This window comes from Streptomyces sp. NPDC059866 (genome assembly GCF_042731325.1).
In the GTDB taxonomy this organism is placed as follows: domain Bacteria; phylum Actinomycetota; class Actinomycetes; order Streptomycetales; family Streptomycetaceae; genus Streptomyces; species Streptomyces flavusporus.
This window is the reverse complement of record NZ_JBHWJT010000007.1, coordinates 220,990-232,601: the sequence shown is the minus strand read 5'-3', so window position 1 is coordinate 232,601 and position 11,612 is coordinate 220,990. Positions and strand designations below refer to the sequence as shown.

11 protein-coding genes and 1 pseudogene are annotated in these 11,612 nt (G+C 72.0%); 6 read left to right on the top strand and 6 right to left on the bottom strand.

Going from position 1 to position 11,612, the window contains the following annotated elements; translation table 11 throughout:
- Positions 1-85: 85 nt before the first annotated feature.
- Positions 86-949 (top strand): hypothetical protein, encoded by an 864-nt coding sequence (locus tag ACFV7R_RS13405; RefSeq protein WP_385263209.1) that lies wholly within the window; start codon positions 86-88, stop codon positions 947-949.
- Here the strand turns inward: ACFV7R_RS13405 and ACFV7R_RS13400 are convergent, their stop codons facing one another.
- Complete coding sequence (locus ACFV7R_RS13400) at positions 950-2,254, bottom strand: tetratricopeptide repeat protein (protein WP_385263208.1); 1,305 nt, start codon at positions 2,252-2,254, stop codon at positions 950-952.
- 43 nt (positions 2,255-2,297) lie between these two features.
- On the opposite strand from ACFV7R_RS13400, the gene ACFV7R_RS13395 reads away from it, so the two are divergent.
- On the top strand, positions 2,298-3,089 hold the full coding sequence (locus tag ACFV7R_RS13395) for an EI24 domain-containing protein (RefSeq protein ID WP_385263206.1): 792 nt from the start codon (positions 2,298-2,300) through the stop codon (positions 3,087-3,089).
- Here the strand turns inward: ACFV7R_RS13395 and ACFV7R_RS13390 are convergent.
- Both ACFV7R_RS13390 and ACFV7R_RS13385 read right to left on the bottom strand, forming a co-directional pair.
- Positions 3,079-4,299: a pyroglutamyl peptidase gene (locus ACFV7R_RS13390; RefSeq protein ID WP_385263204.1), complete on the bottom strand. Its 1,221-nt coding sequence runs from the start codon at positions 4,297-4,299 to the stop codon at positions 3,079-3,081. The two genes, ACFV7R_RS13395 and ACFV7R_RS13390, sit on opposite strands and share 11 nt — an antisense overlap.
- Positions 4,300-4,357: 58 nt before the next feature.
- Positions 4,358-4,675: pseudogene (locus ACFV7R_RS13385) on the bottom strand (LysR substrate-binding domain-containing protein); the annotation flags it as partial.
- On the opposite strand from ACFV7R_RS13385, the gene ACFV7R_RS13380 reads away from it, so the two are divergent.
- Together ACFV7R_RS13380 and ACFV7R_RS13375 are read left to right on the top strand one after the other, a co-directional pair.
- The gene (locus ACFV7R_RS13380; protein WP_385263203.1) at positions 4,598-5,332 is read left to right on the top strand and encodes an NAD(P)-dependent oxidoreductase; all 735 of its coding nucleotides are present in this window, start codon (positions 4,598-4,600) and stop codon (positions 5,330-5,332) included. The pseudogene ACFV7R_RS13385 and the gene ACFV7R_RS13380 overlap by 78 nt on opposite strands.
- Positions 5,329-5,724, top strand: coding sequence for a RidA family protein (locus ACFV7R_RS13375; RefSeq protein ID WP_385263201.1), 396 nt, complete (start codon positions 5,329-5,331; stop codon positions 5,722-5,724). The genes ACFV7R_RS13380 and ACFV7R_RS13375 overlap by 4 nt, the downstream gene beginning before the upstream one ends.
- On the opposite strand, the gene ACFV7R_RS13370 is transcribed toward ACFV7R_RS13375, so the two are convergent.
- Positions 5,702-6,277 (bottom strand): TetR/AcrR family transcriptional regulator, encoded by a 576-nt coding sequence (locus tag ACFV7R_RS13370; RefSeq protein ID WP_385263199.1) that lies wholly within the window; start codon positions 6,275-6,277, stop codon positions 5,702-5,704. The two genes, ACFV7R_RS13375 and ACFV7R_RS13370, sit on opposite strands and share 23 nt — an antisense overlap.
- Before the next feature lie 104 nt (positions 6,278-6,381).
- Between ACFV7R_RS13370 and ACFV7R_RS13365 the strand changes: the two genes are divergently transcribed.
- On the top strand, positions 6,382-8,826 hold the full coding sequence (locus tag ACFV7R_RS13365; RefSeq protein WP_385263198.1) for a glycoside hydrolase family 3 C-terminal domain-containing protein: 2,445 nt from the start codon (positions 6,382-6,384) through the stop codon (positions 8,824-8,826).
- Between the two features lie 69 nt (positions 8,827-8,895).
- On the opposite strand, the gene ACFV7R_RS13360 is transcribed toward ACFV7R_RS13365, so the two are convergent.
- Both ACFV7R_RS13360 and ACFV7R_RS13355 read right to left on the bottom strand, forming a co-directional pair.
- Positions 8,896-9,864 (bottom strand): aldose epimerase family protein, encoded by a 969-nt coding sequence (locus ACFV7R_RS13360; protein WP_385263197.1) that lies wholly within the window; start codon positions 9,862-9,864, stop codon positions 8,896-8,898.
- Between the two features lie 15 nt (positions 9,865-9,879).
- Positions 9,880-10,773 (bottom strand): SGNH/GDSL hydrolase family protein, encoded by an 894-nt coding sequence (locus ACFV7R_RS13355; protein WP_385263195.1) that lies wholly within the window; start codon positions 10,771-10,773, stop codon positions 9,880-9,882.
- Positions 10,774-11,058: 285 nt separating this feature from the next.
- Here ACFV7R_RS13355 and ACFV7R_RS13350 point away from each other — a divergent pair, with 285 nt between their 5' ends.
- Positions 11,059-11,553 (top strand): DUF3145 domain-containing protein, encoded by a 495-nt coding sequence (locus tag ACFV7R_RS13350; RefSeq protein WP_361476472.1) that lies wholly within the window; start codon positions 11,059-11,061, stop codon positions 11,551-11,553.
- Positions 11,554-11,612 lie beyond the last annotated feature (59 nt).

Genomic DNA, 11,612 nt, shown 5'->3' with positions numbered 1-11,612 from the left:
GGTGTCGCCGATGCCCCGGATGGCCCACTCGGCGACGGGGGAGAGGGCATCCTGAGGGCGACGGTGCCCGAGCCGAGGAGAGCACATGGCGACGATCCCGCCGCTGCCCAGCAGGGACGACGTACTGCGCATGGCGCGCAACACCACCGACATCACGGGCCAGTTGCTGGACACGGCCGGGAACATCACGAGGATCGCACTCAACACCTTTGACCCCCGGGACGGTTCGGGCCAGGAGATGCTGCGCGTCCTGCGCCAGACCACCGCCGAACTCGCCGAGGCCAGCGCCTCTCCGCAAGCGCAGGAGGCCTTCTACCGCATAGTCGGCACCCTCACCCGCCTCGGCACGACCGGCGGCCCGCTCGCGGTGCACCCGGTAAGCGAACCGGCCCAGGCCCTGCTCGCCGCGCTGGGCGACAGCCTGCTGCCGGTACTGGACGCGGTGGAACCGGCGGTGGAGGAGTCCGCGACGGCACTGGGCGACTTGGTGGAGGCGATGTCCCCCCTGCTCCCGGCAGGCGCGGGCCTGGTCGCGGGCGTCCTGCTGGCCCTGACCCCGGTACTGCGAGAGGCGGCGGAGGTCCTCCGCGACAGCACCCCAGAACTACGCCGTATCACAGACGCGTTGACCGCAGCAGTAGCCCCCCTGATCCCGCTCCAGGTGGCCCTGGCCGAACGAGCGGCAACAGCCGGCGCCAACGTCGTACGCGCCGCCCTCCCCCCACTGGCCGACCTCACGGAGGCAGCGGCGGCCACCACGAAGGCGGCCCGCCCGGTACTGATCGCGGGAGAGGAGCTACTGGCGGCGGGCCTGGAACAACTCCAGCCTCTGCTCCTGTCCAGCGCGGCCCGGGCGGGGCGAGTGGCCCGCGCGGCGGCGGTACGGGTATCGGCGGCGGTGTCTCCGACGGCGGAGCGGGGGGTGGTCGTGGCGGTGGCGGCGGGGTGATCAGAAGGGGGGCTCGGTGGACCAGGGGTCGTCGGCGAGCGGTGCGGGCACGTACTGCTCGAGCAGCGTGACGGCCTCCTTCACTCGCCCCTGACGGATCATCAACTCTGCTGCACTGTGAGGATGTCGGGTATGCGGCCGCAGGAGCGTGAGGGCTTCGTCGAGGCGGCCGGCGTCGGTCAGCAGGTGGGCCAGGTGGTGGGCGAGGTAGTCGGCTCCGGCCTCGTGAAGGGCTCGTAGCTCGGCGATCGCCTGCTCGGTGCGGCCGCAGTGGTCCAGCAGCCAGATGCGCTGGAGGAGCAGCTCCTCCTCGTCGCCGGAACCGGCGATGATCTCGTCGAGGACCGCGACCGCCTCGTCGGCCCGCCCGTGGTCGGCCATCAGCGTCCACAGCTCCCGGACGATCCAGTCGTCGGCGCCCGTCCCCGGCTCGGGCCGCAGCGCCTCGATCGCCTCATCGACGCGGCCGTTCCGCTTCAGCAGGTCGGCCAGCTTCCACCGGGCGTTGGGCGAGCCGCCGTCGGCGAACGGCCGCAGTACGTCGGCGGCCTCGTCGACGAGTCCCCGCTCGGACAGCCACTCGGCCAGCCGGTACGCTGCGTGGTCCGTCCCGTCCCCGGCGACGAACTCGCGCAGCTCCGCCTCCCGCCCGCGCCGGGCCAGCAGATCGGCGAGTTGCTCAGCGACATTGACGTATCGGACGTTGTCGCGCAGCACGAACCCGTGCAGCAGCTCCACCGCCTCGTCCACCCGCCCCATCCGCTCCAGCAGCTTCGCCCGACGGCCCGCGTCGCCCGCGTCGTCGTGGCAGCGCCCGCGGCACTCGCGCCCGGGATCGGGCATGAGCGCCAGCACCTCGTCGTCCCGCCCGCACCCCTCGGTCAGCTCGACGAGCGCATCGGCGAGATACCAGTCCTCGATGCCCGGGCCCAGCAGCGCGATCACCTCACCGGTCCGTCCCTGCCGGGCCAGCAGCTCCGCCAGCCGCCGCACCGCGAGCCGCTCACCGCCCTCCGCGTGCGGTCGTACGAGCGCCACGGCCTCATCCGTACGCCCGCATGCCTCCAGGAGTTCGGACACCGCGTCCGCCGCGGCCCACCAGCCGCTGTCCGCATACGGCCTCAGCAGTACCAGGGCGTCCTCCAGGGGCACCTCCCCAGCCAGCGCCCGCGCGCAGTACCAGTCGAACCCGGCCCGCTCCCGGACCACGTCCAGATGTCCATGCTCGACGAGCAACGACACCAGCCACGGCGGTGTCCAGCCCTCATGGGTCCGGGCCCGACGATCAAGTTCCGCAGCGTCCATGGCCGCGAACCCTACCCCCCGCCCCGACCGATAGAGTTCGGCCATGCGCGATCTTGGGGTGGGTTTCCGCTATCTCCTGAAGGGCCAGCGTTGGGTGGCCCGGCACGGCAAGCAGTACGGGTTCGGGCTGATCCCCGGACTGATCACGCTCGTCCTCTACGCGGGCGCGCTCGTCTCCCTCGTGCTCTGGGGCGACGACCTCGTCGACTGGTTCACGCCGTTCGCCGACGACTGGTCGAGCCCCTGGCTCGGTCTGTTCCGCGGTTTCCTGACCGCCCTGCTGTTCGTCCTCGCCCTCCTCCTCGCCGCCGTCACCTTCACCGCCGTCACCCTGCTGATCGGCCAGCCCTTCTACGAGAACCTCTCCGAGAAGGTCGACCGGGACGTCTCCCCGGACGGCACCGCCCCCGAGTCGGGGCTGCCGCTCTGGCGCGAGCTGTGGATCTCGGGCCGCGACAGCCTCCGGATCGTCGTACGGGCCGCGCTGTGGGGCGTCCTGCTCTTCGCGCTGGGCCTCATCCCGGTCGCCGGGCAGACGGTCGTTCCGGTGATCGGTTTCATGGTCACCGGCTTCTTCCTCACCGAGGAGCTCACCGCGGTCGCCATGCAGCGCCGTAACGTCGAACTCCGCGACCGCCTCCGCCTCCTGCGCTCCCGCAAGACCCTGGTGTGGGGCTTCGGCACCCCCCTCGGCGTGGCCTTCCTGGTGCCGTTCGTCGCGGTCTTCCTGATGCCCGGCGCGGTGGCCGGAGCCACCCTCATGGCCCGCGAACTCCTCGGCGAGGAAACGCTGGAGGAGAACGGCGAGGTGGAGAACGAGGACGTCAGCGCGTGACCGCGACCGTGATGATCGCCCGCACCTGCGCGATGATGTCCAGCCGGTTCCGCACGAACTCCGGATCGGTCACCTCGGAAGTGTTCCCAGTCCCGAACTGCAGCACGGGCGTGTGCACATGCCCGGCGGGCAGCGAGTCGTGCAGCCCCAGCCGGTCCCTCAGCAGCGTCGCGCGGTAAGCGATCTCGTTCGACAGGTAGTTGCCTCCGCCCCCGGCCCGCGCGGTCGAACCCGCCGTCGGCCCGTCCGGCCGCACCACAGGCTCCGTTCCGCCCGCCGGGATCTCGGTCACGCTGGTGTTGTCGTAGACCGGGAACCGGCCCGTCGAGGCCGCCACGATCTTCTCGTACGGCAAGGTCGTCGTCGTCCACTGAGGCTGCGAGGCCGGATCGCTGACCGGCACGGTCTCCGTGCGGCCGATGGTGTCGTTGTCCGGGAAGCCGCCCCGCCAGGCCCCGTTGGTCCGCTCGATGTCGAACCGGCCGACCCGTCCCTGGCTGACCGTGGTGAGCAGGTCGACGCCCTTGAGATACGGCCGTAGCGTCCGCTCCACGGTCTGGTCCGTGAAGTCCTGCCAGCGCACCGGGAACACCACGGTCTCGATCCGGGCGGGGCCGTCCGCGGTCTCGATCACCGTGCCGTCGAGCGCGAGCGCGGTCGCCCCGGAGGGGTTGGAGATCCGGATGTCCCGGTCCAGCGTGAACGGATCGAACCCGGTCACCAGGATCCGCTTCAGCCCCTTGCCGTGCGGATAGCGGATCGCGGTCTGCCCCCGCGAGGTCCGCTCCAACTGCCCGATCAGCGCGGCCCGCTGTTCGTCCGAGAGCCCGAACTCCGGTTCCCAGGCCCGCACTTCCCGCGTCATCCCCAACCGCGCCCAGTACAGCGGCCGGTCGTCGTCCCGGCTCAGATCCCCGACCGCGGGCCCGCGCCCCTGCGCCCGCTCGACGGCCCGCCGCCACAGCGCGCTTCCTTCGCGTACGACGACGGCGCGGGCCTCGGCGTAGGACCGGGCCTTCTCCAGCGCCCGCGCGAACTCCGTTGCCACGGTGTCGAATCCGGACCGGCGCAGGATCTCCAGGGGCACCGCCCGGTCGAGCCGCTGCTCCTCGACCGTGGGTCCCGTGGCGGCGGTCGCGGTCGTGGGGGCCGTCAGGGTCGTGGCCAGCACGAGACCCAGGGCGCAGATCCCAACACGTATGAGATTCAAGGGGAATCCGGTCCTTCCGTTGCGGTCGAGGAGCGTGGTGATAGCCCGCTTCCCCGCTTCAGGGTGCCGGAACCCCCTCCGTCGCCTCCCGCAACGCCACCAGGAACGCTTCCCCGGCCGGCGTGAGCGAACGCCCGCGCGCCGTCGCCGCGTACACCGCCCGCGCGGGCGCGTCTTCGTCGAGCACCGGAAGCAGGGCGATGTCCGGGCGTACGGACGCCGCCGCCAGCGCCGGGACCAGAGTCACGCCGAGGCCCGCGGCGACGTAACCCTGCTTGGCGGTCCACTCGCCGACCACGTGCGCCACGCGCGGCCGGAAGCCCTGGCGCAGGGCCGCGTCCAGCAGGGTGCCCTCGGGGCGTGGGCTGCCGGAGATCCGGCCGAGGCGGTCCGGGACGCGGACGTCGTCATCACGATGCTCGCCGGTCCGGACACCCTCGCCGCGGTCGCGGAGGCCGCCGTACCCGCGCTGCGTCCCGGCACCAACTGGATCGACATGTCGACCGTGGGACCCGACGCGATACGGGACCTCGCCGCCCGTCTCGGCGGCACGGCGGCCCTCATCGACGCGCCCGTGGTGGGCAGCACTGACAAGGCGGCCTCCGGTGAGCTGCGGATTCTCGCGGGCGGCGCGGTGGAAGGTGTCGCCGACGTACTCGGAGTGCTCGGCGAGGTCACCCGTACCGGCCCCCTCGGCACCGGAGCCGCCCTCAAGCTCGTCGTGAACTCGGCCGTGCTCGGCGGGGTCGCCCTGGTCGCCGAGTGCCTGCGGCTCGCGGACGCGCTTGGTGTCGAGGACGCCGTCGCCCGTACAGCCCTCGTTTCCGGACCGCTCGGCGGTGCGGCTGCCCGCGCCTTCGCCGAGGGCGTGCACTTCGGTACCGAACTCGCTGTGAAGGACCTCGACTTGGCCGCCGCTCAGGCACAACTCCCCACCCTGGAAGCCGTACTGGAGCACTACCGCAAAGCCGACGTCCCCGACGCCGACATCTCCGCAGCCGCCGACCGCATCCGCACCGGGAGCACCGTGTGAAGGTCACGCTCGACAACCCCGCCACCGCGCCCCAGCCTCACAGCCCCGCCTATTCGCAGGTCGCCCGGGTCGAACACGCCGACGGCAGCGCGCTGTTGTTCGTCTCGGGTCAGATCGCCGAGGGGGAGACGCTGGAGGAGCAGAGCCGGGGTGTCTTCGCGATCCTGGAGGCTCTGCTCGCCGCGCACGGCGCGACCCTGGCCGACATCATCAACATCCGTACCTACCTGACCGACATCTCCCAGCTGGCCGAATACGCCGCCGTGCGCCGGGAGTTGATCACCGGCACCCCGCCGACCAGCATGACCTTCGAGGTGCCGAAGCTGTTCCGGCCGGAGGCGCAGATCGAGATCGAGGTCGTGGCCGCGGTCACTCCTCGCCCAGCAACGTGAGGAAGTCCCGGAACGCACCCGGCATGTCCACCGACTCCGGGTCCAGCAGCCACTGGTACTGCAGACCGTCCATCACCGCGACCAGCAGGGGAGCGGTGCGTTCGGGGGTGAGGCCGTTCGGCAGGCGGTCGCCGTACTCGGTGCGCAGAATGCACGCCATGGACTCGCGTACCCGCCTGTAGCGCTCGGTGAAGTAGGCGCGCGCCGGATGCCCCTCCGTGACGCTCTCGCCGAGCAGCGCCGAGAAGGTCTGGACGATGCCGGGCCGCATCGCGTTGTACTCGACGAGCGAGGCCAGCAGGTCGGCCCGCCAGGTGGTGTCCGGGACGGCGTCCCACTGGTCCCGCTCCTCGAGCACGGCGACCAGCAGGGCGTTCTTGGTCGGGAAGTAGTGCAGCAGCCCCTGCTGGGTCAGGCCCACCCGCTCCGCCACCGCGGCCAGGCTCGCGCCCCGGTAACCGCGCTCGGCGATCACCTCCAGGGCGGCCCGCACGATCTCGGCCCGCCGTTCCTCGCTCCTGACCCTCGCGCTCATGGCGTCACCGTACGACATCGCCACCCACTTTATATAACGGAAAGATAACAAAACCTACTGGTCTACAGGTGGCCGATGCAGGATGGAGAAGCCGCACGGACCCAACGCGAGGAGGCACCGCCATGGCGGAGACCCCGGCCCACCGCACGCTCGCCGACCAGGCCCGCGAGGCCGCCGTCGAAGCGGCCCTCGGTGCACTCGACCTGGACGACAAGACCCGGCTGCTGTCCGGGCAGGACGCCTGGACCCTGCCCGCCCTGCCCGCCATCGGCCTGAAGTCCCTCGTCATGTCCGACGGGCCGATCGGCGTACGCGGGGTGCGCTGGAGTGCCGACGACCCCTCCGTCGCCCTGCCCTCACCCACCGCCCTGGCCGCCACCTGGGACCTCGACCTCGCCCGCCGCGCCGGCACCCTCCTCGCCCAGGAGGCCCGCCGCAAGGGCGTCCACGTCCTGCTCGCCCCCACGGTGAACATGCACCGCTCCCCGCTCGGCGGCCGCCACTTCGAGGCCTACAGCGAGGACCCGTACCTGACCGGGCGGATCGGCGCCGGCTATGTGACCGGCGTCCAGTCCGGCGGCGTCGGCACCACCGTCAAGCACTTCGTCGCCAACGACGCCGAGACCGACCGCTTCACGGTGAACAACAAGGTCGGCGAACGCGCCCTGCGCGAGCTGTACCTCGCCCCCTTCGAGGCGATCGTCGAGAACGCCCACCCCTGGGGCATCATGACGGCCTACAACTCGGTCAACGGCACGACGATGACCGAGCACCACCACCTGGTCAACGAGGTCCTGCGCGGCGAATGGGGCTTCGACGGCTTCAATGTCTCCGACTGGACCGCCGCCCGCACCACCGCCGCCTGCATCGAGGGCGGCCTCGACGTCGCCATGCCCGGCCCGCAGACCGTGTACGGCGCCGCCCTCGCCCGGGCCGTACGCAGCGGCGAGGTCGCCGAGGCCAAGGTCGACGAGGCGGTCCGCAACGTCCTGCGCCTGGCCGCCCGCGTCGGCATCCTCGAGGGCGCCGAACCGGCCGTCACCGAGCTGCCGGAGCCCCTCGACGGCGAGGCACTGGCCCACGAGATCGCCCGCCGCTCCTTCGTCCTGGTGCGCAACGAGAACGACGCCCTTCCGCTCAGGCCGGGCAAGGTCGCGTTGATCGGCGCCGCCGCCCGCGACGCCCGCGTCCTCGGCGGCGGCTCCGCCACCGTCTTCCCGGCACACGTCGTCTCCCCGCTCGACGGCCTCACCGCCGCCCTCCCCGACGGCGCCCTCACCTACGCCGTCGGCGCCGACCCGAACACCGAACTGGCCGTCGCCGACCAGGGCTTCGAGCTGCGTGCCGTCTGCCGCGACGCCGACGGCAACGTCATCGGCACCGCCCCGGTGCCCAACGGCCAGATCCAATGGATCGGCGACGACCTCCCCGAGGGCGTCACCCACGACCGCCTGCACACCGTCGAACTGACCGGCACCTTCACCCCGCGCGAGACCGGCCCGCACACCTTCGGCGTCAAGGGCCTGGGCGCCTTCACCCTCACCGTCGACGGCACGACCCACTACGACGACGTCCAGCGCCCCGCCGGCGACGACCCCTTCCAGGCCTTCTTCGGCGCCCCGGTGCCCCGCGCCCGGCCCGAACTCACCGCGGGAGAACCGGTCGACGTCTCCCTCACCCACGTCATCGACCACCCCGAGGGCATCCCGATGAAGATGGTCACCTTCGCCCTCGCCCACCAGCAGCCGCAGCGCGACGCCGGCGAACTGATCGCCGAGGCCGTCGAGGCCGCCCGCGACGCCGACACGGCCGTCGTCGTGGTCGCCACCACCGAGCGCGTCGAGTCCGAGGGCTTCGACCGCACCGACCTCAGGCTCCCCGGCAGCCAGGACGACCTGGTCCGCGCCGTCGCCGCCGCCAACCCGCACACCGTCGTGGTCGTCAACGCCGGCTCGCCGGTGGAGCTGCCCTGGCGCGAGGAGGTCGCGGCCGTGCTGCTGACCTGGTTCCCGGGACAGGAGGGCGGTGCGGCACTGGCGGACGTGCTGACCGGCGCGTACGAGCCCGGCGGGCGCCTGCCGACCACATGGGGCTCCCTGGCGGACGCCCCGGTCACCCAGGTCGTCCCGACGGACGGCGAACTCCCGTACGCCGAGGACGTGTTCATCGGCCACCGCGCCTGGGACAAGCACGGCCGCACCCCGGCGTACCCCTTCGGCCACGGCCTCGGCTACACCGACTGGACCTACGAGTCCGTCGAGGTCGAGGGCAGCAGTGTCCGGGTCCGCCTGCGCAACTCCGGCGAGCGCCCGGGCCGCGAGGTCGTCCAGGTGTACCTGGCGCCGAGCGAGCCCGACCCCGAGCGCCCCGCGCGCCGGCTGGCCGGCTTCGCCGGGGTGGAGGCCGCGCCCGGCGAGCGCGTCGAGGTCACCGTGGAGCTCCCGCGCCGTGCGTTCGAGATCTGGGACGAGATGACCACGTCATGGTCGTTTGTGAAGGGTTCGTACGAAATCCAGGTCGGCCACTCGATCACGGACCGCCGCCTCACCGCGACGATTAACGTCTGAGGCGGGGCAACCCACGAACAGCCCCGGCCCGGGACCTGACACCCGGGCCGGGGCTCGTGGCGAGAAGCCCTAACGGTTCGAGAAGCCGTACACCGTCTCCGACCGGTACACCTCGCCCGGCCGCAGCACCGTGCTCGGGAACTCCGGCCGGTTCGGGGAGTCCGGGAAGGCCTGCGTCTCCAGGGCGATGCCGTCGCCGGGGGCGAAGGGCTCGCCCAGGTGGTCGGCGGTGTACAGCTGGAGGCCGGGCTCCGTGGTCGACACGGTCAGGACCCGCCCGGACGCCGGGTCGTACAGCTCGGCCACCTCCTCCGGCGTCCCGGTCACCCCCTTGTCGAGCACGAAGTTGTGGTCGTAGCCGGCGCCGGCCTTGCGCTGCGTGCGGAAGTCGAAGCGGGTGCCCTCGACGGAGGCGATGCCGGCCGGGATCAGGTCCGCGTCGACCGGCGTGTACCGCCCTGCGGCGATCCGCAGCGCATGGCCGCCCGCGGTGCCGGAACCGCTCAGGTTCCAGTACGAGTGGTTCGTCAGGTTCACCACGGTCGGCGCGTCCGTGACCGCCTCGTAGGAGATCCGCAGCGCGCCCGTCGCGTCGAGGCGGTACGTCGCCGACACCTCCAGCCGGCCCGGGAAGCCCTCCTCGCCGTGCGGGCTGACCCGGCTGAGCCGTACGCCGTGCTCGACCGGCGTCACCTCCCACACCCGCTTGTCGAAGCCGCACTCGCCGCCGTGCAGCGAGTTCGGCCCGTTGTTCCGCGCGAGCTCGTACGTCCGTCCGTCCAGCGGGAAGCGGCCGCCCGCGATCCGGTTGGCGTACCGGCCCACCAGGGCGCCGAAGTAGGGCCCCGGATGTTCGACGTACCCGTCCAGGTCCGCGAAGCCCAGCACCACGTCCGCGGCCTGCCCCTGCCGGTCCGGCATCTGCACCGACTGCACGATTCCGCCGTACGACAGGATCCGCACCCGCACGCCCGCCCGTTCCAGGGTCCAGCGCTCGATGGGGGTGCCGTCGGAAAGTGTGCCGAAGTGTTCGCTCATGAGCGAAACCCTAGGTCACGCCTCCTTGCCGGTGACCTTCCGGTACGCGATCTCCGCCAGCCGCGCCTGCCCGTTCTTGCTCGGATGGAACCAGTCCCAGTGGCTCAACTGCGCCGTGCCGAAGCGGTACTCGTACACCGCGCCGTCGTCGAAGCGGCACCGCTCGTCCTGCGCGCACACCTCCTCCAGCACGCCGTTGTAGTCCTCCACCCGCTGCTGCACCGTCTCGCGCCGCTGGTTCGCCGCCGCGTCCAGCGCGTCCGCGTCGCCCAGCATCGACGGGCAGATGCCCAGCTTCCACACCTGCTTGCCCAGCGGATTGGTACGCCCCTCGGACCACAGCCGCTTCAGGTCCGGCACGCTCGCCACATACACCTGCGCCTTGGGCAGGGCCTCGCGCAGGGTGTGCAGCGCGTCCTCGAAGTCGGCGCGGAAGTCGGCCACCGGCGTCATCTCCGCCGTCGAGGCCCGGCAGGCGTCGTTCGCCCCGGCCATCACCGTCACCAACTCCGGCTCACGGGTCACCGCCCGCGCCATCTGCCCGGGCAGGTCCGCCATCCGTGCCCCCGTCACGGCGTAGTTCCAGCTGTGCGTGGCGGCCCGCGCACCCCCCAGCAGCCGTACGGCGAGACTGTCGACGTCGGGGCTGCTGCCGGTCGCCCAGGAGGCCTCCGGACAGTCCGACAGGACCTCGCAGGCATCGAAACCGCGGGTGATCGAGTCGCCGATCGCGGCGATCGAACCCGGGCTGCGGTCCCAGGCCGGCGTCGGACTCGGCTTCGCCCGCTGCGCACCGGTACCCGCCGGGCCCGACGAGTCGCCCCCCACCGCATCGCATCCGGTGACACAGAGGAGGGCCGCGGTGAGCACGGCGAGCCAGGCCCGCGAGCGTTCTCCGGTCTTCCGCATCCGTTGCTGATCCCCTCGGTCCTCGTGCGCCGGTGTGCGACGGTCGTCCTCAAGACCGCGCGGCGGTCTCCCTCCATAACAACGCGCAAGAGTTCCCGGCCGCGCGGCGGGCAACGGCGCACGGCCGTACAAGCGTCCTGCCGGGTGAATGGCGGGAGTTTCCCGGCACCTGGACCGACGGTACGTCACACTCCTTGCGCCGCCGCACGGTAGCCTCGCCATCAACGTGGCTGACAGCCACCTCCCCGCCCGAACGCACCATGCCCGCTCTGCCCGGAGGTCCCGGTGACGACACGTGGAGTTCTGTACGTGCACTCCGCGCCGCGCGCGCTGTGCCCGCATGTCGAGTGGGCCGTCGCCGGGGTGCTCGGCACACGCGTCAACCTCGACTGGATCCGGCAGCCCGCCGCGCCCGGCACCTGGCGCTCGGAGTTCTCCTGGCAGGGCGAGGCCGGCACGGCCTCCAAACTCGCCTCCGCGCTACGGGGCTGGCATCTCCTCCGCTTCGAGGTCACCGCCGAGCCCTGCCCGACCGCCGAGGGCGAGCGCTACAGCTGCACCCCCGACCTCGGCATCTTCCACGCCGTCACCGGCATCCACGGCGACATCCTGATCCCCGAGGACCGCCTGCGCGCGGCGCTGCTCCGCAGTCAGCGAGGGGAGACGGATCTGGAGGCCGAGCTGTCCAAGCTCCTCGGAAAGCCGTGGGACGACGAGCTGGAGCCGTTCCGGTACGCGGGCGAGGGAGCGCCGGTCCGCTGGTTGCATCAGGTGGTGTGATTCCCTGCCCCACACGTACGAAGGGCCCCCACCGGCTGGTGGGGGCCCTTCACGCTCGT